This window comes from Exiguobacterium sp. SH0S7, from assembly GCF_004337195.1.
GTDB lineage: Bacteria > Bacillota > Bacilli > Exiguobacteriales > Exiguobacteriaceae > Exiguobacterium > Exiguobacterium aurantiacum_A.
Window position 1 is genome coordinate 234,526 of sequence record NZ_SJVA01000002.1, and the last position, 21,186, is coordinate 255,711.

Below are 21,186 nucleotides of genomic sequence, written 5' to 3' on the forward strand. Positions count from 1 at the left end.
AGAAACTTAGTATACGTAAACGACCGATCCCATACAAACGCTGACTTCAAGGAGGGCTTACTATTGAAAATTAAAGGGTCTACACAGCTCGACACGCCGCTATTTGAGACGTTGCTCAAACACGTCAACACAAATCCGATTGCGTTCCATATTCCTGGTCATAAAGGCGGAAAAGGAATGGATCCCGAATTTCGTGACTTCATCGGCGAAAATGCTTTAAAAATCGATTTGATCAACATCGCTCCACTTGATGACTTGCATCATCCGAAAGCTTCGATTGCTGAAGCCGAGCGTCTCGCTGCTGAAGCGTTCCGTGCTGACGAGACATTTTTCTCGGTCCAAGGCACATCGAGCGCCATCATGGCGATGATCATGGGCGTCGTCGGGCCGAACGAAAAAATTATCGTCCCGCGTAACGTGCATAAATCCGTCATGTCAGCGCTCGTCTTGACCGGAGCCCATCCTGTATTCATTCATCCTGAATATGATGAAACGTACGGGATCGCACACGGCATCACGGCAAGCGCTGTCGAGCGCGCGCTCGAGCTGCATCCTGACACGAAAGCCGTCCTCGTCATCAACCCGACGTACTTCGGTGTCGCTGGTGACCTCGAACGTATCGTCGCCGTTGCTCACGCTCAGGACGTCCCTGTACTCGTTGACGAAGCGCACGGTGTCCACTTGCCGTTCCACGACGAGCTCCCACTGTCGGCGATGCAAGCGGGCGCAGACGTCGCTGCGACGAGCGTGCATAAGCTCGGTGGCTCGATGACAGGTAGCTCGATTTTGAACGTACGCCGCGGTCTTGTCTCGCCAGAGCGGATCCACGCGATGCTCTCGATGATTACGACGACGTCGACGTCCTACCTGCTTCTCGCCTCGCTCGACGCAGCCCGGCGCCAATTGGCGACAAAAGGTGAGGCCATGAACGAACGCGCCCTCACGCTCGCACGAATGGCACGCGTCGCCATCAACAACATGCCGCATTTATCGGTATACGGTCACTCTGAGCTCCATTCTGAGTCGACGTACGCCTTAGATGAGACGAAAGTACTCGTATCGGTTCGTGAGCTCGGGATTACCGGATTTGAAATCGAGAAATACTTGCGCGAACATCACCGCATCGAAGTCGAGATGTCTGACTTATTGAACGTCCTCTTCATCGTGACGAGTGCCGACGATGAGTCGACGATTCAAGCACTTGTCGATGCGATGCACGATGTCGTATCGGTGTATAAGCAGTCTGGGAACGATTCTTTATCGATCATGCTCCCAGAGATCCCACCACTCGCGCTCAGCCCACGAGACGCGTTCTACGAAGAGACGGAAACGATTCCGCTCGAGAACGCTGTCGGACGAATTTCGGCTGAGTTCATCATGGTGTATCCACCAGGGATTCCTATCATCATCCCTGGAGAATTGATCACGGCATCGACACTTGAGTACATCACGGCCAATATCGAAGCTGGTTTACCGGTTCAAGGTCTTGAAGACGAGTCGCTTCAAATGATTAAAGTCATCCAACAAACGAAAGCAATCCGCTAAACGAAAGCGAGCCGGTCAAATTGACCGGCTCGCTTTGTGTCATCAGAAGAAAAGATGCTTATGATGATCGAATTGCTTCCCCTACTACCTATTATAAGAAAACGCTTACATTTTTTCAAGAGGTGATTCTGAAGTTTTTTCGTCTTTCGTCCCCTCCTCAAGACAAAGACGCAAAAATTCAGCAACATGGTCGGTGTCATACAAATTGATTCCGAGCATCGGATAAAGCTGTCTCGGTTCCTCGAGCGCATGCATATCGAGAAGGGCTGACTGTCCGGTCTGCATGCAGACAACGAGTACTTTCCCCATGAACTGGTGCGTATAGACAAATCCGAAATCATAACGAGACGTTTCGGTTTCGATGCCGGTAAACCGAACGCGGCTCGTCTCGGAAACGGTATATAATAGCTCCTCATCAAACGCCATGATCATTCCCTCCTTTCTGACTTCATATACTATTTTCCTTTATACTGAACTTGTGAAACCTAGGGAGGATGACTCATGAACATTCGAAAAGCAAGCGCGCGCGACGAGGCCGCACTATTGACGCTCATGCGAGCGCTCTGGCCCGACGCCCCGTTGATCGAGTTGAGGGCCGAGCTTCGTCTCGGATTGCGTTCCGGCAAGATGCATTATTTTTTGGCGACCGACAACACGGCAGTCGGATTTTGCCAGCTCAGTTTCAGACATGATTATGTTCCCGGCGCCGCCTCTTCTCCGACTGCGTTCTTAGAAGGGATATACGTTGACGAATCTGTACGCGGGCAGGATGTGGCGACCCGGCTCGTCGAAGCCGCCGCATCATACGCTCGGTCGAAAGGCTGTGACGAACTCGCTTCCGATACAGAGCTTGACAATGAGGGGAGCCAACGTTTTCATGCTCGAATCGGTTTCGATGAAGTCGAACGGACCGTCCACTACATCAAAAAACTCTCCCGCGAGTAGCGGAGGGCACTGAAAAACTTCAAATAATTTTGAGCAGAGGAGCGTCATCCCGGATGGGATGGCGCTCCTCTGCTCTCATTGCCCTTCAAGCCGCCCTGTCCGGCACGCCGCTTTCCTGGGGGCGGTCAGCGAGCCGCATCGCGACGATGTCGCTGCTGGGTCTCGCCTTGCCCGCTGTTCCCCCGGGAGTCGGCGTGCCCTCGGGACGACGCTGTACGTCCTTGCCGTTCCGGACTAAACTGGCTATAACTACAATCCTGGAGGCGATCCCGATGATGCCAGACCTGCCGAACATGCCGCCGAGCCCGTATGCGGCGCTTTACGATCTGTTGATCCCTGCCGATGACGAGCTACGGCTCATCCACGATCTCGTATCGTTCGATTTCGTCACCGACCTGCTCGCGGACACGTATTGTCACGACAACGGGCGGATGGCCATCCGGAAGGCCCGTACAGGGACGAAGAACATCGGGAAGAATCAAAAAGAGACACAATACTTCGACATCAAGTTATGCAAGCAGTGTCCGTTGCGCGAGGGATGTTACAAGGATGGGGCGAAATCGAGAACACACAGAGCGTGATGGCCATCGTCGCGGTCAACCTGAAGCGAATCATCACTCTCAGGGGAGAACAAAAGGAATAAGGGCATGGAAAAAGGGCGACCATCCCGACTTTTGTCGGAACGGTCGCCCTTTCTCGTTCTCACGCTCGGACAGAGCGGAGGTTTTTCAGTGCCCTCCGCGAATAGCGAGAGAGTTTTTGTATTACTTGACGACGTGGATTGGCATACCCATTGCGATTTCTGCCGCTTCCATTGCCATCTCACCGAGTGATGGGTGAGCGTGGATTGTGAGCGCGATATCTTCAGCTGTCATGCCTGCTTCGATGGCGAGACCAAGCTCGGCAATCATATCAGAAGCGCCTGTACCCGCGATTTGAGCACCGATCAAAAGACCGTCCTCTTTACGCGTGATGAGCTTCATGAAGCCGTCTGGCTCGTCGAGAGCGAGGGCACGACCGTTCGCTGCGAATGGGAATTTCGATACTGTGAAATCGAGTCCTTCTTCTTTAGCGAGCGGTTCTGTGTAACCGACTGTCGCAAGTTCAGGGTCAGTGAAGACGACCGCTGGGATTGCTGAGTAGTCGAGGTAAGCCGGCTTACCTGCAGCTGCCTCCGCTGCAACTTTTGCTTCGTAAGAAGCTTTGTGTGCGAGCGGTGGTCCTGGTACGATGTCGCCGATTGCATAAATGTTTTCGTTCGACGTCTTGCACTGGTCGTCGATCTCGATGATGCCGCGGTCGCTGATTTTAACTTCAGCATTCTCGAGGCCGATGTCGCCAGTGTTCGGACGGCGTCCGACTGTGACGAGGACGTAGTCCGCTTCAACAGTCTGTTCTTCGCCGTTCACTTCAAACTTCACGATAACGCCGTCTTCCGTTTCCTCGACACCTTTTGCAAGAGCGTTCGTGTGAATCGTGACGTTGCCTTTTTGTTTGAGTTTCTTTTTGACGATTTGCGTCATTTGTGGCTCGAAGCCAGACAAGATGTCGCTTGCGCCTTCAACGACTACGACTTCAGTATCGAAGTTCGCATACGCTGTCCCAAGTTCCATTCCGATGTAGCCGCCACCGATGACGACGAGCTTTTTCGGAACTTCTGGAAGAGCCAATGCGCCAGTTGAAGAAAGAACGCGTTTTGACCATTTGAACGATGGAATCTCGATTGGTGTCGAACCAGTCGCGATAATCGCTTTCTTGAACTTGTAAGGAGTTGAGCTATCTTCTGTGATGACACGAACTGTGTCTTCAGCTGCGAAGAACGCTTCACCTTGAACGATCTCGATCTTGTTGCCTTTCAAAAGACCTTTGACGCCGCCAGTCAATTTGTTGACGACCGACTGTTTCCAGTCTTGGACTTTCGTGAAGTCAACTGACACGTTGTCAGATGTGATTCCCATTGACGAGTGACCTTTAGCGTGCTGGAAGTTATGTCCAGCCGTAATCAAAGCTTTAGATGGGATACAACCGACGTTCAAGCAGACACCGCCAAAGTTGCCTTTTTCAACGATTGTAACTTTGAGTCCAAGTTGTGCGCCGCGGATTGCTGCGACGTATCCACCAGGACCAGCGCCGATGACAAGTAAATCAGTTTCTTGTGCGAATTCTCCTACTACCATGTTATTATCCCTCCATCATTAGAAGTGCTGGATCTTGAAGCAAACGTTTGACCATGTTGAGCGCGTTTTGAGCAGTCGCACCATCGATGAGACGGTGGTCAAAGCTGAATGAAAGTGCGAGCACTGGTGCTGCGACAATCTCGCCGTCTTTGACGACAGCTTTTTCAGCAATGCGGCCAATACCGAGAATTGCAACTTCCGGGTGGTTGATGACAGGTGTGAACCATTGTCCACCAGCTGAACCGATGTTCGTGATTGTGATCGATCCGCCTTTCATGTCGTCCCCAGCAAGTTTGCCTTCACGGGCTTTGCCAGCAAGCTCATTGATGTTGTTTGCAAGTGCGTAGACTGATTTACGGTCCGCATCTTTGACGACAGGAACGACGAGGCCGTTATCCGTGTCAGCTGCGATACCGATGTTGTAGTAGTTTTTGTAGACGATTTCTTCGTTTACATCGTCGATTGACGCGTTGATCGTTGGGTAAGCTTTCGCTGCCGCTGTCAATGCTTTGACGACGAATGGCAAGTACGTGAGTTTCACGCCTTGGTCAGCCGCGACTTGTTTGAACTCTTTACGGAGTGCGACAAGTTTCGTGACATCGACTTCGTCCATGAGTGTTACGTGCGGAGCCGTATGTTTCGAGTTGACCATCGCTTTCGAGATCGCTTTACGGATACCACGGATTTTCTCGCGCGTTTCGAGTTCAGGTGTAGCTGACTCGTAAGGCTTGATTTCCGTCTTCGCAGCCGAGGCCGTCGCTACAGATTCTGTTTTCTCTGTTGTAGCTTCCGCTGTCGGTGCTTCACCGTTTGCGAACGCATCGATGTCTTCTTTAAGAACGCGACCGTTGTCGCCAGTTCCTTTGACTTCGCGGATGTCGACGCCTTTTTCACGAGCGTACTTGCGAATCGAAGGCATGGCGATGACGCGCTCAGACTTGTGAAGTTGAACTTCACGTGGACCGTCTTCTTTCACGTCTTCTTGAATGTCTTCTGTCTTCTCTTCAGCTTTTGGCTGTTCAGGAGCTGCTTCTTCTTCACCGGCTGGTGCGTCACCTTCGATGTCGAACGTGATGAGGACGTCGCCGACGATGGCAACTGTTCCTTCAGAGACTTTAACTTCCTTGACTGTTCCGTCGACCGGAGCAGGAATCTCAACGACGGCTTTGTCGTTTTGAACTTCGAGGAGGATGTCATCCTCTTTCACTGTATCCCCTGCTTTGACGAACCACTTGACGATCTCACCTTCGTGAATTCCTTCACCGATGTCTGGTAATTTAAATTCAAATACTGCCACTGGTTTTTCCTCCTATCGAATAATCATGTAAACACGACAAGGGAGACAATTCTCCCTCATCGTTAAATGAACACGATCAGAAGTTGATAACTTCTTTAACTTTTGCAACGACATCTTTATGGTCAGGTAACCATGCATCTTCACCTTGTGCGAAAGCGAAGACCGTGTCTGGTGCAGTTACACGAAGCACTGGTGCTTCGAGGTGAAGAATCGCGCGTTCTTGAATTTCAGTTACGACGTTAGCCGCAATCCCTGCTTGACGCTGTGCCTCTTGAACGACGATCGCGCGGCCAGTCTTTTTAACTGACTCGACGATTGTGTCAATATCAAGCGGGCTGATTGTCATGAGGTCGATTACTTCGACGTTGATGTTTTCTTTTTCGAGCTCTTCAGCTGCTTTGAGTGAAGTATGAACCATCGCACCGTATGTGATGATCGAAACGTCGGTACCTTCGCGTTTCACGTCTGCTTTTCCAAGCTCGATCGTGTAGTCGCCTTCTGGTACTTCGCCACGGAACGAACGGTAAAGTTTCATGTGCTCGAGGAATACGACTGGGTCGTTGTCACGGATTGACGCGATCAAAAGACCTTTTGCATCGTATGGTGTTGACGGGATGACGACTTTAAGACCAGGTGTCTGAGCCATCAATCCTTCAAGGCTGTCCGCATGAAGTTCTGGTGTTTTAACGCCGCCACCGAACGGTGAACGGATTGTAACCGGCTGGCTGTAAGCGCCGCCTGAACGGTAACGCATACGTGCCATTTGGGCAGCAACTGAGTCAAACACTTCGAATACGAATCCGAAGAATTGAACTTCCATGATTGGACGGAAGCCTGTGAGTGCAAGACCGATCGCGAGACCACCGATACCAGACTCAGCGAGTGGCGTATCGAAGACGCGGTCTTCGCCTAGCTCGTCTTGGAGACCTTCCGTTGCACGGAAGACCCCACCGTTTTTACCAACGTCTTCTCCGAAAAGAAGTACTTTCTCGTCGCGCTTCATTTCAACGCGCATCGCATCAGTAATCGCTTGGATCATTGTCATTTGAGCCATAACTTACTTCGACTCCTTTGCTGTATATTCTTCAAGCTGCTCTTTCAAGTTTGAAGGGAGTGTTTCGAACATGTTGTTGATGAAGTCCGAAACTTTTTGTTTTGGTTCTTTGTCCGCGAGGCTGATCGCTTCTTTCACGTCTGCTTTCGCTTGTTCGATCACTTCGTTCTCCATGTCTTCGCTCCAAAGCTTTTTGCCTTCGAGGAAAAGACGGAAACGTACGAGTGGATCTTTTTCTTGGTACTCTGAATCGAGTTCTTTCGTACGGTAACGTGTTGGGTCATCCCCAGCGAGCGTATGTGGTCCGTAACGGTATGTGAGTGCTTCGATGAGCGTCGGTGTCCCGTCAAGTGCGTCTTTACGCGCTTGTTGTGTTGCGGCGAAGACAGCAAGTACGTCCATACCGTCAACTTGGATTCCGTTGATGCCCGCTGCTACAGCTTTTTGCGCGATCGTTTTAGCTGCCGTCTGCTTCTCAACAGGTGTCGAGATTGCGAAGCGGTTGTTTTGAACGACGAAGATGGCTGGTGATTTGAATGCACCTGCGAAGTTCATACCTTCGTAGAAGTCACCTTGTGACGATCCGCCGTCACCCGTGTAAGTAATGGCGACGTTCGTGTTGCCGTTGCGTTTGAGACCCATGGCCACACCCGCTGTTTGAATGATTTGTGCACCGATGATGATTTGTGGCATTAAGACGTTAACGTCTTCTGGGATGCGGTTTCCTGCCACGTGACCACGTGAGAACAAGAACGCTTGATAAAGCGGAAGTCCGTGGAATACGAGTTGCGGGATATCGCGGTAACCCGGGAGAATCCAGTCTTGCTTGTCGAGCGCGTATTGCGTCCCGATCATCGTTGCTTCTTGCCCTGCCACTGGCGCGTAGAAACCTAGGCGTCCTTGACGGTTAAGCGAGATGGCACGCTGATCCCAAATTCGAGTATAGACCATGCGGCGCATAAGCTCCTGAAGTTGCTCGTCCGTTACATCTGGCATCGCGTCTTGGTTGACGACCTCGCCCTTCTCGTCGAGAATACGGAACGTTTGGAAGTTTTCTTCCACGTTTTGAAGTACCTGAACGTTGTTCATTCGTTTCACCTCATCCTTTCAACTATGAGACAATTGTCTTTTTTTGTGATCAAACACTACCTCAAATCTTAAGTGTATCTGTCCAAAAAAGCAATCTGTATTAACGTGATTCAGGAAAGTATGACTTCTCCTGCCGTTTCCTTGTCAGTATAAAACGGGTTGTTACAATAACGCAAAAAATATGCTCACTCCATAAAAACGCTTACACGAACACATTTTCCGAATATTTTACGCTCTGTATCATTTTCATTTCACCTTCTGTACCATCAGAGCGATTCGTTCATTAAATATGATATAATTGGACATATCGCAATTGGAAAGGAAGTTTACCCATGTTAACAATGATAGACGTGATTCGTGAAGGAGATGAGCGGCTCCGTAACCGTTCAAGTGAAGTCTCGCTTCCACCTACAGCAGAAGACCTCGCCCTGCTCGACGAGATGGAAACATTCCTCGTCAACAGCCAAGACCCTGAGATTAGTGAGAAATATGAGCTTCGCGGCGGTGTCGGGATTGCCGCACCACAACTCGGTGTCAATCGCCGGTTCTTCACCGTCCTGCTAAAAGAAGAGGAAGAGACGTTCAAGCTGTCGATCTTCAATCCGAAAATCACGAGTCATTCTCTCGAACAGACGTATTTGAACGGCGGTGAAGGCTGCTTATCTGTCGACCGCATCGTCAAAGGCAACGTACCGCGTCACCGTCGCATCACCCTCGAAGGATTTGACCGTGATGGCAATCCGATCAAGTTACGCCTTCGCGGGATGCGAGCCATCGTCTGCCAACACGAACTCGACCACTTGGACGGCATCCTGTTTTATGACCGCATTAATACGACCAATCCGCTAGAAACATACGGTGAACCGATCTGAGGTGACGAGCGTGAAAAAAAAGACACTGTTGTTCCTATTCCCATTCTTGTTTCTTTTAATCGGTGGATGCGTCCGAATCGAATACGACGCCACTGTCCACTATGATCAGTCTGTCACTCTCGAGACGACGTATGCGTTCCGCGATCACCCGGTCATGAAGCTATTAAACTTACGGCTCGACTGGGAAACGTGGAAACAACAAGCGAACGATAACGGCTATGCGACTCGAGACTATTCGAGCGAAGACGATTACGAGGGTATGGTATTAAAGAAGACGTTCAAAAACGTCGATGAGCTGCAAAACATTAAACAGGAATGGAAGACCGGACCGGCCGGTATCCTCGTTCCCCCCGACGTGAAATTTGACGTTCAAAAGGAAGACGGCATTTGGTTCGATTCATATGTGTTGAAGACGAACTTGGATCTACGTCTCGATCGCGTCGACTTGCCTGGTGTCAACTTGAGCGGTTCCCCGAAAGAACTCGCCGAACGTTACATCCGCCAAGCCGACATCCGTTTCAATTTGACGGTACCGACCGGTGTGTTCGTCGAGGACGGGACTGGCCTTGATCCTCGTTCGATGAAACAAGTCGAGTGGCAAGTGTACGGCGGACGCCAAAACAATATGACGCTTGTCGCGCACGTACCGAACGTCAAAGCGTGGATCATCACGATCGTTGTTGCTGTCATCGCTAGTGTGACTGCTTTCTTTGTTTGGCGGAGATCTCGGAAAAACGTCGGAAACCCCGACCGGACATCGATTCGTTCGCGTGTGCTCGGTACGTTGATCATCCTGTTAGCGTTAGCCATCATTATCGTGACCATTCGTGAAGAGCTGACGAACGACCGAAAAGTCGAAGCCATCCGTCAAGCCGCTCAAACCGATGAGTTCATCCCGACGTTCGCCGTCCACGGCCTACTCGGGACCGACCGGACGTTCCTCCGCTTCTCCCAATACATGGAGCAGCGCGGACTCGCCAAAGACGGTGCGCTTTGTACGGTGACAGTGAAAGGGGCGGTCGACTGCGTCATCAATGATTACAGTTCGAACCGCCCGATCGTCCGGATTGAATATGAGGATGCAGAAGCGTCCTTGAACAACCAGACGAAATGGTTGAACCTCGCCATCGAAGAGTACAAATCGGAACGAAACCGTTCGTTCGACCGCATGTATGTGATCGGTCACAGTATGGGCGGTGTCGCCGCAGCCAACTACATCTTGAACCAAGACGAGTATATCGTCGATAAGTTCGTTACGTTTGATAGCCCGTTCGCCGGGACGCGACTAGCCAACTTCGGTTTATCTGCCAGCAACTTCGGTGTGAACACGGGCAGTCCGGCCATCCGCGACTTGTCGCCGAGTTCCGATGGGCTCAAGTCGTTCCAGGCCAAGCTTGAGACGTGGCCCCGTTCGGTCCAAGTGTATTCGTTCTCAGGACGAGGCGGCGAATTCAACTTGATTGAACCGTCGAGCTCGCTCTTGCTCGAGGAATACACGAACAACATCGGTACCGAGACCGTCCCGTACGATCACTTCTCGCTTCATCGGAAGACGGACGTGCTCCGTGAGACAGGCGAGTTTTTATACGAGTATTCAAATGAGTTCAATCCAGTCGAAACGCAATAAAACAAGCCCGCCCTTTGATGAGGGCCGGCTTAGGCTGTTGACGAACCAATTCGCTTTTCGCGAATTGGTTCGTCTTTTTTATGTTCGATGACCTCGAGTCACTCTGCTCGGCACAAGATTGAAAAAATGGTATGTATACGGCCTCTCCAGGCCAATAAACTGGTCAGCTTCTTCATGTTTTGTGCAGTGACCGCCGCCAGATGGGACCGTGTGCGTTGCTCGTCCGATGGCGCCCCGACTCCTGCAGGATAGCCCCAGCAGCGACACGAGTCGCGATGCGGCTCCGGAATCGCCTGCGGAAAGCGTGGGCGTCGAAAGGACGAGCGATATCAATCATGTTAGTCAACAAGCTGAAGCCCGCCCTCTGATGAGGGCGGGCTTGTTTTAGGTCAGTAGGTCATCGTCCACGTCAACTTCTGTAACCAGTAGAGCAAGTACTTGCCGATCGGCAAGTCGGTCTGAATCTCATCATAAGCGACGGTGTACGTCCCGTCCTCGTTGTTCCAAAGCCGTTTGAAATAGCTATCGACTTCACGCATGAACTCGGTCTCGGTCGCAGTCGTCACTTCGACGTCCGCCTCGAGGTTATAGTCGTTCATATTCCGGGTCGTGTAGTTGCCAGACCCGATCACAACGACACGCTGCTCGCCTTCGACGTAGAGCATCTTCGGATGATATTGTTCTTTCCCGACTTCGTACCAACGGACCTCGATCTGTTCCGGATTGACTTCGACGAGCTCAGCCGTGACCGGCAAGTTCGGGAGACCCGACTTATCACGCCCGAACGCGTTCGTGTTCGGGTCAAGGATGAGCTTGACGAACACGCCGCGCTCGGCGGCATCGTGGATTGCTTGGATGATGTTCCGATCGGCCAAATAGAACATCCCGATCCAAATCGTCTCGCCCGCTTCCGCCTCGTCCATCGCTTTCACGACGGCTTCTTGAATTTTCGACTCGGTGACGTAACGAACCTGCATCGGTCCGTCCGAATCCTCGTCACGTAAGGCGCTGAGCTTTTCTTCACTCGGGAAACGGCTCGCGTCCCCTTTCGAGAACCGGGCGATCGCCTCTTCCCCTTCAAGAATGTCAGCTAGGATCGGACCGTCGAGTCGGACGCCGACATTTGAATGGTAACCGGACGCATCATGCGGATTCGCCGAGAGGACGAACCCGTCGTTCTCCGTCACCATGACTTTGCGATGGTTCGCTTTCACGTTCAGTAACCGTAAATAAGAACGAATCGTGATGTCCGGTGCCGATTTCGCCATCGGGTTCGGGAGCCAACCGTTTTGGCTGTCCCCGAACCATTGGAATCCGATGCGATACAACGTCGAGTACAAGATATTCGGGTCACGTAACGCGTCGAGGTTCGTGTAGACAATCTCCGCGCCGGCTTCCTTGAGCACGTCTAAATGGTCAGACGCGTGACCGTTATACGTCGTGTTGATCTCGTCTGTGATCAAGACGACGTTCAAGTCCGGATATAGCTCCATCTGTTCTATGAGTGCTGACGACAGGCGGGCCGTGATGTCCGGATATTGTCGATCTTCATTTGAATATGGATTGAATAAGAAAAAGTCCATGACGATATACTCCCGGGCCTCGCGGATCGATCGCTCGACATCTTGGAAGATCTCTTGCTCATTGACTTCGGTGTCTTCTCCTTGGTATGTCAAATCAGACAAAAAATCGATTTGGTCATCCGAGATGTTTACCGGTTCGGATGCTCGAGACACCCCTTCTGGCAGCGGTTTTACTTGATGATAAATCATCGTGACTAAAAATAAGATCGCAAATGCTGCAAGTCCCCACTTGAGCCAACCTGTCTTACGCTTCTTCCGTTCCATACGCACCGCCCCTTTTTTCATTCTCTAAAAAACGGGCTGTAGTCACCTACAGCCCGTTCGTTTATACTTCCATAATGATCGGAAGAACCATTGGGTGTCTTCGTGTTTTTTGAGCCAAGTATGGCGTGAGTGTATCCGAGACAAGTTGCTTCATCTCTGACCATTTCATCTGCTTGTTCGATAAGCCTTGTTCGACCGTCTTCTTGAGCAAGCGCTCACCGTCACGAATCAGGCTGCCCGATTCACGCATGTACACGAATCCGCGCGAGATGATATCGGGTCCGGAGACGAGTTTTCGCGTCTTGCCGTCGATGCTGATGACGACGACGACAAGTCCATCTTCTGACAAGATTCGGCGATCGCGTAAGACGATATTGCCGATGTCACCGATGCCGTTTCCGTCAACATAGACGGCGTTCGCCGAAATTTTGCCTGTAATGGCAGCCGAATCGGCATCGACGGCGAGCACTTCGCCGTTGTCCATTACGAACGTGTTCTCTTTCGGGATCCCGACCGATTGCGCGAGCTCGGCATGTTTCACTAACATGCGGTACTCTCCGTGAATCGGCATGAAGAATTTCGGGTTGAGCAACCGGATCATGAGCAGCTGCTCTTGTTGCGATCCGTGACCTGACGTATGGATGTTCGTGAGTTTACCGTAGACGACGTCAGCGCCCGCTTTGTACAGTTGGTTGATCGTTTTACCGACCGACACGGCGTTACCAGGAATCGGTGACGATGAGAAGATGACCGTGTCGCCAGGGATGATCGAAACTTGACGGTGTGTCCCATTCGCAATCCGGCTGAGCGCAGCCATCGGTTCACCTTGTGATCCGGTACAGAGAATCGCCACTTCATGTGGTTGGAAGTTGCGCATCTGGTTCGTCTCGATAATCATTCCTTTTGGTACGTTGATAAAGCCGAGATCTTGTCCGATCGTCATGACTTTTTCCATCGAGCGACCGAAGATGAGCAAGTGGCGTCCCGTCTCAGCACAAGAGTCGATGACTTGTTGCAGACGATAGATGTTCGAGGCGAACGTCGCGAAGATGATGCGCCCTTCCGCTTTACGGAACGTCTCACTGATCGTCCCACCGACGACTTTTTCACTCATCGTGAACCCTTCGATTTCTGCGTTCGTCGAGTCTGACAAGAGACAAAGGACGCCTTCTTTCCCGATTTCAGCCATTTTGGCGATATCAGCCGGCTCGCCGACCGGTGTGAAGTCGAACTTGAAATCGCCGGTATGGACGATGTTGCCTTGTGGCGTCTTGACGACGACACCGAGCGAGTTCGGAATCGAGTGAGTCGTCCGGAAGAACGAGATACTCGTCTTTCTGAACTTGACGATCGTATCCTCATCGATTTCATGCAATTCGGCCTCACGAAGCAAGCCGTGCTCCTCAAGTTTCACTTTGATCAACCCGAGGGCGAGCTTTGTCGCATAGATCGGCAGTTTGACTTGTTTCAACAAGAACGGGATTCCACCGATATGGTCTTCGTGACCGTGGGTGATGAACACCCCTTTTACTTTTTCTTTGTTTTTGATCAAGTATGAGTAATCTGGAATGACGTAGTCGATCCCAAGCAAGTCATCCTCTGGGAACATAATCCCGGCGTCGATGACAATGATCTCATCTTGAAATTGAGCGACATACGTATTCTTCCCGATTTCTCCGAGTCCGCCTAATGCGAACACAGCGGTTTGATGGTTCTTTACAAACTTCATTTAATCTCTCCTTACTTCTAGTTAGTTGATTTTCATCTATGTGATACATAAGTGATTCTCGTGATAAAGTTATGTCTCCGTAAGATTCTTTCTTCATTATAGCTCATATTGTGACAAAATTTCACTAATGACGTCAGATTGAGGGCGGTTTCTTGATTTCGTGGTATGCTTTTCTGTATAGAAATACCCTAAACAAGACAGAGAAAGCATGGTGATTCGAATGGAAGATAAAAAAGTAGTCTTTTTTGATATTGACGGCACGCTTCTCCACGAAGGGACGTATATTCCACCTTCGACGATTGCGGCGATCGAACAACTTCGTGCGAACGGAGTCGAGACGTTCATCGCGACGGGACGAGGCCCGGCGATGCTCTCAGACATCCCGCAGCAACTTGGAATCGAGAGCATGGTGTGCTACAACGGCCAAATCGTCGTCCACCGTGGGGAAATCGTCTATCGGAACACGCTACCGACTCATGCGCTCAGCCGTTTGACGGACCATGCGGGAACGTTTGACCACACACTCGTCTATCTCGGACAAGACCGTGGCGGCGCGACGAAGCCGAACGACCACGTCGTCGAACAGTCGCTCGGTGAACTCGATATGCCGATCCCGACGTACGCGCCAAACTTCCACATTGAACAGGACGTCTATCAGACGTTGCTCTACTGCACGCCTGAAGAAGAGCATCATTATCTCGACGCTTATAGCGAATTCGATTTTATCCGGTGGCACCCGCATGCGATGGACGTCATCAATCGCGGGGCGAGCAAGGCGGACGGCATTCGCCACTTCATCGAGACGAACGGCTATCGCCTCGAGAACACATACGCCTTCGGTGACGCGTTAAACGACTTGGCGATGCTCCGATACGTCGGTACAGGCATCGCGATGGGCAACGGACGAGCCGAGGCAAAAGAAGCGGCCGACTTTGTGACGAAATCGATTCTTGAAGACGGGATCGAGTACGGACTAAAAACTATGAAGCTAATCTAAAAACAACGAGAGGCGCGCGCCTCTCGTTTTTATCTTGACCGAAGCGAGCGTTCGAGCCGGTCGAGGTCAGTATCTTTTCCGATGATGATCAAGATATCTTCCGGCAGGATCATCTCGTCGGCTTGAGGGGAAATCAAGACGTCGTCACCACGACGGATGGCGACGATGTTGACTCCGTATTTGGCACGAAGGTCCAAATCGATCAGTGATTTATTCGATAGTTTATCAGAAGCCTTGATCTCGACGATCGAATGTTCATTTGAAAGTTCGAGGTAGTCCAAGATACTTTGGCTCATCAATCCGTTGGCGATCCGGACGCCCATATCGCGTTCCGGGTGGACGATGTTATCCGCACCGATTCGACGTAGGACTTTTTCGTGATAGTCGTTCGTCGCTTTCACCGTGATGATTTGGACACCGAGCTCTTTCAAAATCAACGTCGTCAAAATCGAGGCTTGAATGTTTTCTCCGATTGCCACGATCACATGTTCGAAGTTACGAATCCCAAGACTCTTTAAGACGTTCTCATCGGTCGTGTCGGCGATGACCGCGTGCGTGGCTAGGCCCATGAACTCATTGACGCGTTCTTCATCTACGTCGATGGCGAGCACGTCATATCCGTTCGACGACAACTCCCGCACGATCGACCCACCAAACCGACCTAACCCGATGACTGCAAATTCACCTGTCATATTCAAAACATCCCTTTCCATACAGCGGTTTCTGTTCCCGATTCTTCGTACAGTGTAACCGATTCGCCCTAAAAAAACTATACAAAAAAGACCGGGGAATCCCGGTCTTATGCTTTACCGCTTGAACGTGTTCCACGCACATAATCATTGTCGAACAAGAACAGACGAAGCAATAAATACAACGCTGGTACGAGTAAGAGCAATCCTAGAATGAATACGATGACGAGCGCGATCGCCATCGACTCGTTGACGACGCTTCCGTTAATGTCGATATACGGATAGAGGATATACGGCAAATGCGTATAGCCATATCCGAACCACGCCATGAAGAACTGACCCATGACCATCAAGAAAGCGATTCCGTAGTTGCGTTTCAAGTAGACGAACGATACGGCGATGATGAAGAAGACGAAACTCGCAGCGAACCACCACCAGTTACCCGCCAAAATGCTTTCATAGTGCCATGCCGCCTGCGATTTCAAGCCGAAGAAAACGAGGCCCGAAGCGAGGATCGTCGGAACACTCCAGAAGAGCGCCCATTTGCGTACGAGGCCGACTGCTTCGACATCACGTGCCTTGTCCGCATAGAACAAGAGGAACATCGCACTAATATAGAGCACCGACACGATCGCAAGGATAACGACTGTCCACGAGTAAAAGTTTGTGAACAATTTCAATCCGTCAAAGAACACACCCGACTCTGTCTCGTTAATGAATCCGCCTTGGCTGACCGTGAGCACGGTCGACATCGCCGCCGGAATCAATAAACCTGTCGCCCCGTACAAGAACACGTAAAACGTACTCTCTTTCGAACCGTAGTTCGCGAACGCATAAAAACTTCCGCGAATCGCGAGCAAGATCAACACGACAGAGGCTGGTACTAACAAGGCCGTTCCATAATAGTAAGCCGTATCCGGGAAGAACCCGACGATTCCGACGAAGAAGAAGACGAAGAAGACGTTCGTCACTTCCCATGTCGGTGACAAATACCGTTGAATCAGGCGATTGATTTTTTGGTCTCGCTTCGTGTACTTACTATAGAAAGCGAAGAAGCCGGCACCGAAATCAATCGATGCAACGATGAGATAGCCGTATAAAAACGTCCATAATACGGCAATCCCTAATTCTTGAATTTGCATGTCATATCCTCCGATCACACTTCATCCGCAAACATCGCTTCGCCGCGATGTTCCGATTGTTTTAGTTCTTTCCCGACTGGGTTGTCCTTGAACAGACGTGTCAAGACGAGCACTGTGACCACGCCAAGAACCGCATACAGGATCGCGAAGGCGATGAGCATCCAACCTACGTTAGCCGACGTCGTCGCTGCCTCACTCGTGCGCATCAAATCATAGAGCGCCCATGGCTGACGGCCAAACTCGGCGAAGAACCACCCGAACTCGATCGCCATCATGGCGAGAGGACCTCCCGCCGCAATCGCAATCAGCATCGGTTTACTGAATTGCGGCAATCGCTTAATATAGCGTCCGAGGACGAACAGGAATGAGATGAGCGCAAGAAGCATCCCGATTCCGACCATCGCATCAAACAGATAGTGGATGAACAGTGGCGGTTGATCCTCTTTCGCAAATTCATCGAGACCCGTCACTTCATAGTTCGGGACACCGCCCGCTAAGATTGACAACGCATAAGGGATTTTAATGGCCCCTCGTACTTCGTAACCACCTTCACCATCGTCTTCGAGCCAACCGCCCAAAATGAGTTCGGCTTCGGAGGAGGTGTCAAAATGCCACTCTGCCGCCGCCAACTTATCCGGCTGGTACTTCGCCAAGTATTTACCTGAGAAGTCCCCGACGAGCGCAGTCGCAATCGCAAAGATGAGCGCGACGGTCATCGTTAAACGAAGACCCTTTTTGTGATACTCGATAGACAATTTGTCGAGCTGGTTACGGCGTTGGCGCAATAACTGCACGGCCGCAATCGCCGCCAAGATGAACGCCGATGTCAAAATGGCCGACGTTAATACGTGAGCCATCTTCGTCGGCATCGCCGGACTGAACATCGCCTCGAGCGGACTCACGTTCGCAAGTTTCCCATCGACGATATCAAATCCGACAGGTTGGTTCATGAAACTGTTGACCGTTGTAATGAAGAAGCCTGAGAACAGCGCACCAACGGCGACTGGAATCCCAATCAACATATGGTGCCACGGGTTTTTAAACCGATCCCACGTGTACAAATAAATGCCGAGGAAGATCGCTTCGAAGAAGAACGCGAACGTTTCCATGAACAACGGCAACGCGATCGTCTGACCGGCGACGCGCATCAAGTTTGGCCATAGCAATGATAACTGCAGCCCGATGGCTGTACCGGTGACGACACCGACCGCGACGGTCACGACATAGCCCCGCGACCACCGACGAGCCATCAAGGTGTATTTCGGATCTTTCTTTTTAATACCTAAAAACTCTGCCAATAAAATTAATAGTGGAACCCCGACGCCGATTGTGGCAAAAATCACATGAAAGCCTAACGTGAGTGCCGTTAACGCCCGACTCATCAGGACAGGATCTTGAAACATCTATTGATTACCTCCTATCTCTCTCTAGCGCTTCACACCGATGCGTGAAACGAAACATCACAGATGATTTCCTTTGGATACCCCTATCATAATGATTTTATATAGCGCTGTAATGTCTCAATGCTTGAGTTCGCAAAATGTTCACATTTGAACAAGCTTAACAATATTGACGCTTTACAATCATAGTAAATTCCCTTTTTTCTCACATCGGAAGCATAATTCAACACATTTCAACAAAAAAAGCGGACAACAACGTGTCCGCTTCGTTCACTTCACAATGACCGTTCTAAAGAAATGATCGAACAGTTCGACCGCGACATCGATCGCCCGCTCATCCGGATTGAGCGTTGCTTGATGAAGACCTGAACCCATATCGTTCACCCCGAGCCATACCATGAACCCCGGCACTTGTTTCAACATATAGCCGAAATCCTCACCAGTCATGGCCGGAACGCACGTCTTATACGAATATCCGACGTCTTCGACCGCTTCCTCGAACTGGAACAAATATCGTTCGTCGTTCACCACTTCATGGTACCGGTTACCAAACTCGAGGTCGATATGGACGTTATACGTCATCTCGACACCGGCGATGACTTGACGGATCCGACGCTCAAGGACGACCATTTCTTTATCCGACAGGGCCCGGATCGTCCCATCGAGCTTGGCCGTCTCGGCGATGATGTTCTCTTTCGTGCCGGCAGCGACTTTACCGATACTGATCACGGCGCTCCCCATCGGGTCGATATTGCGAGAGATGATCGTCTGCAGCTGCATGATCAATGCCGCCTGAACGATGACAGCGTCAATCCCGGCATGCGGGAAAGCGCCGTGCCCACCCTTGCCGTGAATCGTGAGGTGGAGCTCACGCGCACTCGCGAACAAGACGCCCGGTCGTGAGGCAATCGTGCCGACCGGGTATTCCGGCGCCACGTGGAGACCGAACATCGCGTCAGGACGGAAATGATAGAACAACTCCGACATCGCCATCGGTTCCGCACCGCCCGGTCCTTCTTCGGCCGGTTGGAAAAAGACGACGAGATGATGATCGAGCGGCTCTTCGATTGCGCGTTTGATCAAGCCGAGCGCGATTGCCATATGGACGTCATGGCCACACGCGTGCATCATGCCTTCATGGACCGAGGCGAACTCAAGTCCGGTCTCTTCCGTGATCGGCAATCCGTCCATATCGGCCCGATACCCGATCGTCTTGTCGCCGACAAGACCGTCGACACGCACGAACAGTCCGGTGCGCCAATGCGAGATGTGGACCCGTGACGAGTTAAACGAACGAATCAACTCTTCAAGTGTCGCTTGTGTTTTAAACTCCTCGTAACCCGGTTCTGGAATCAAATGTAACTGTCTTCTAGCTTCTATGGCCCAACTCATTCCACACTCTCCTTTGTCACTTCTTCAACGATTTCCCAAAACGCTTTCACTTGCGCGAGCTCGAGCATCGAGTCGGTCGACAACATCCACGTGTCACGCACGAGCGGTGTCCCGTTCGACGACGTGAGCGGAATCTTATTGATCGCCTCGACATCGCGAATCGTCGACTCCGGCAAGATGGCAAAACCAATCCCATGCAGCGCCATCTGTTTGCACGTCTCGATCTGATCGACGACGAGTGTCGTGAGCGGAGGACTCGAGAACCGCTCTTGCCACCACTCAAGGATTTCTTGATAATAGGTCGAGTCACTCTTAAACTGAATGAACGAGCGCTCGTTATTTTTCAACTGCTTTAAATCGGTCATCCGCATATCAACGAGGTGAAGCGAATCTGAGAACAGTTTCATCTTTTCTCCGCGCCAGTCCGGGTTACCGCGAATGATCCCGATATGGAAACTCTCTTCGAGCATATAGCGCATCATCTCGCTCGACCAGCCCGTCACGAGTTTGACCCGGACGGACGGATACCGTTCCATGAACCGTTTCAAGACGCGGGGCAACCAATACTGTCCCATGATCGAGGCGACCGCGATTTTGAGCGTCCCGTACACTTCGCCTTGCTTGGCCGTCAACTCTCCCCGAAGTTCTTGCTCTTCGCTATACATCTTTTTCGCGAAGTCGATGATTTTCTCACCATCCGGGGTGAGGGCGAGGCCTCGCGTCGAGCGGACGAAAATCTTCTTGCCCCACTGATGCTCGATCGTGACGAGACGTTGGCTTAAAGCCGGTTGGGAGACGAACAACCGCTCGGCGGCTTTCCTCATATTCAACTCTTCGGCGAGGACGATCAACACTTCTACTTCTGATACTTGCATGACGTCACCTATTTCTATATCGTTTCTAAGACTGTATACTAAATTCATTGTTGCTAACCTGTATCATATCATGTTCATTCGCACTTTTTGAGTCGTCAGGAGGAAATCGTATGCAACGTCATCATTTTGCCTTTATTGTCGCGACCGTCGCGACGCTCGGAAGTTTGTACTTCTCCGAAGTCATGCTCTATCTGCCCTGCAAGCTGTGCTGGTTTCAGCGCATATTCATGTACCCGCTCGCGATTTATTACTTGACTATCATGTTAACGAACCGTGAAGTCAACCGTCTCTTCATCGGACTGATGGCCGGTGCCGGCTGGCTGATCAGCCTATATCACGTCGTGCTCGAACGGGTTCCGAACGGGGATGCGTTTTGCAGCAACGACTGTCTCATCCGTTGGGTGAACTACTTCGGGTTCGTCACGATCCCGCTCTTGAGCTTCATCGCGTTCACGCTGATTTTAGTCATTCAATTCGTTCCAAAACGTACTGTTCGTTGAATGGAAAGA

The 21,186-nt window shown here is 51.1% G+C and carries 19 protein-coding genes and 1 pseudogene; 7 read left to right on the forward strand and 13 right to left on the reverse strand.

What is annotated here, in order from left to right; translation table 11 throughout:
• Positions 1–63 precede the first annotated feature (63 nt).
• On the forward strand, positions 64–1,545 hold the full coding sequence (locus tag EVJ22_RS04910) for an aminotransferase class I/II-fold pyridoxal phosphate-dependent enzyme (RefSeq protein ID WP_071399524.1): 1,482 nt from the start codon (positions 64–66) through the stop codon (positions 1,543–1,545).
• Between the two features lie 105 nt (positions 1,546–1,650).
• Here EVJ22_RS04910 and EVJ22_RS04915 read toward each other — a convergent pair whose 3' ends face one another.
• Entirely contained in the window at positions 1,651–1,971 is a 321-nt protein-coding gene (locus EVJ22_RS04915) for a DUF3055 domain-containing protein (protein WP_070327592.1), read from the reverse strand.
• 75 nt (positions 1,972–2,046) lie between these two features.
• Here EVJ22_RS04915 and aac(6') point away from each other — a divergent pair, with 75 nt between their 5' ends.
• Together aac(6') and EVJ22_RS15625 are read left to right on the forward strand one after the other, a co-directional pair.
• Positions 2,047–2,490, forward strand: coding sequence for an aminoglycoside 6'-N-acetyltransferase (aac(6'), locus tag EVJ22_RS04920; RefSeq protein WP_131443413.1), 444 nt, complete (start codon positions 2,047–2,049; stop codon positions 2,488–2,490).
• Positions 2,491–2,867: 377 nt separating this feature from the next.
• A pseudogene (locus tag EVJ22_RS15625) lies at positions 2,868–3,062 on the forward strand (IS5/IS1182 family transposase); the annotation flags it as partial.
• Positions 3,063–3,254: 192 nt separating this feature from the next.
• Here EVJ22_RS15625 and lpdA read toward each other — a convergent pair.
• The 4 genes from lpdA to pdhA form a co-directional block, all read right to left on the reverse strand.
• The gene (lpdA, locus tag EVJ22_RS04930; RefSeq protein WP_071399522.1) at positions 3,255–4,667 is read right to left on the reverse strand and encodes a dihydrolipoyl dehydrogenase; all 1,413 of its coding nucleotides are present in this window, start codon (positions 4,665–4,667) and stop codon (positions 3,255–3,257) included.
• A gap of 4 nt (positions 4,668–4,671) precedes the next feature.
• A complete protein-coding gene (locus EVJ22_RS04935; protein ID WP_071399521.1) occupies positions 4,672–5,964 on the reverse strand; it encodes a dihydrolipoamide acetyltransferase family protein in 1,293 nt (430 codons plus the stop codon).
• A gap of 76 nt (positions 5,965–6,040) precedes the next feature.
• Positions 6,041–7,018: an alpha-ketoacid dehydrogenase subunit beta gene (locus tag EVJ22_RS04940; protein WP_070327596.1), complete on the reverse strand. Its 978-nt coding sequence runs from the start codon at positions 7,016–7,018 to the stop codon at positions 6,041–6,043.
• Positions 7,019–7,021: 3 nt separating this feature from the next.
• Entirely contained in the window at positions 7,022–8,107 is a 1,086-nt protein-coding gene (gene pdhA / locus EVJ22_RS04945; RefSeq protein ID WP_070327597.1) for a pyruvate dehydrogenase (acetyl-transferring) E1 component subunit alpha, read from the reverse strand.
• Between the two features lie 332 nt (positions 8,108–8,439).
• On the opposite strand from pdhA, the gene def reads away from it, so the two are divergent.
• Positions 8,440–8,979 carry a peptide deformylase gene (gene def, locus EVJ22_RS04950; protein WP_071399520.1) on the forward strand — a complete coding sequence of 180 codons (540 nt, stop codon included), beginning with the start codon at positions 8,440–8,442 and terminating at the stop codon, positions 8,977–8,979.
• Position 8,980: 1 nt separating this feature from the next.
• Positions 8,981–10,606: an alpha/beta hydrolase gene (locus EVJ22_RS04955; protein WP_131443540.1), complete on the forward strand. Its 1,626-nt coding sequence runs from the start codon at positions 8,981–8,983 to the stop codon at positions 10,604–10,606.
• Between the two features lie 172 nt (positions 10,607–10,778).
• On the opposite strand, the gene EVJ22_RS15460 is transcribed toward EVJ22_RS04955, so the two are convergent.
• The 3 genes from EVJ22_RS15460 to rnjA form a co-directional block, all read right to left on the reverse strand.
• Complete coding sequence (locus tag EVJ22_RS15460; protein WP_158625496.1) at positions 10,779–10,952, reverse strand: hypothetical protein; 174 nt, start codon at positions 10,950–10,952, stop codon at positions 10,779–10,781.
• Between the two features lie 43 nt (positions 10,953–10,995).
• Complete coding sequence (locus tag EVJ22_RS04960; protein ID WP_084813095.1) at positions 10,996–12,453, reverse strand: phospholipase D family protein; 1,458 nt, start codon at positions 12,451–12,453, stop codon at positions 10,996–10,998.
• Positions 12,454–12,514: 61 nt separating this feature from the next.
• A complete protein-coding gene (rnjA, locus tag EVJ22_RS04965) occupies positions 12,515–14,182 on the reverse strand; it encodes a ribonuclease J1 (RefSeq protein ID WP_070327600.1) in 1,668 nt (555 codons plus the stop codon).
• Between the two features lie 208 nt (positions 14,183–14,390).
• Here rnjA and EVJ22_RS04970 point away from each other — a divergent pair, with 208 nt between their 5' ends.
• Positions 14,391–15,179: a Cof-type HAD-IIB family hydrolase gene (locus EVJ22_RS04970; protein WP_173647404.1), complete on the forward strand. Its 789-nt coding sequence runs from the start codon at positions 14,391–14,393 to the stop codon at positions 15,177–15,179.
• Between the two features lie 29 nt (positions 15,180–15,208).
• On the opposite strand, the gene EVJ22_RS04975 is transcribed toward EVJ22_RS04970, so the two are convergent.
• From EVJ22_RS04975 to EVJ22_RS04995, 5 genes are all read right to left on the reverse strand, one after another.
• On the reverse strand, positions 15,209–15,871 hold the full coding sequence (locus EVJ22_RS04975; protein ID WP_071399517.1) for a potassium channel family protein: 663 nt from the start codon (positions 15,869–15,871) through the stop codon (positions 15,209–15,211).
• 107 nt (positions 15,872–15,978) lie between these two features.
• Complete coding sequence (locus EVJ22_RS04980) at positions 15,979–17,010, reverse strand: cytochrome d ubiquinol oxidase subunit II (protein WP_071399516.1); 1,032 nt, start codon at positions 17,008–17,010, stop codon at positions 15,979–15,981.
• A gap of 14 nt (positions 17,011–17,024) precedes the next feature.
• Entirely contained in the window at positions 17,025–18,413 is a 1,389-nt protein-coding gene (locus EVJ22_RS04985) for a cytochrome ubiquinol oxidase subunit I (protein WP_071399515.1), read from the reverse strand.
• Between the two features lie 267 nt (positions 18,414–18,680).
• Positions 18,681–19,802, reverse strand: coding sequence for an N-acetyldiaminopimelate deacetylase (locus EVJ22_RS04990; RefSeq protein ID WP_071399514.1), 1,122 nt, complete (start codon positions 19,800–19,802; stop codon positions 18,681–18,683).
• The gene (locus EVJ22_RS04995) at positions 19,799–20,677 is read right to left on the reverse strand and encodes a transcriptional regulator CcpC (RefSeq protein WP_070327606.1); all 879 of its coding nucleotides are present in this window, start codon (positions 20,675–20,677) and stop codon (positions 19,799–19,801) included. The genes EVJ22_RS04990 and EVJ22_RS04995 overlap by 4 nt, the downstream gene beginning before the upstream one ends.
• A 110-nt stretch (positions 20,678–20,787) precedes the next feature.
• Here EVJ22_RS04995 and EVJ22_RS05000 point away from each other — a divergent pair, with 110 nt between their 5' ends.
• Positions 20,788–21,177, forward strand: a complete 390-nt coding sequence (locus EVJ22_RS05000; RefSeq protein WP_131443415.1) for a disulfide bond formation protein B — start codon at positions 20,788–20,790, stop codon at positions 21,175–21,177.
• The last annotated feature ends 9 nt before the right edge of the window (positions 21,178–21,186 follow it).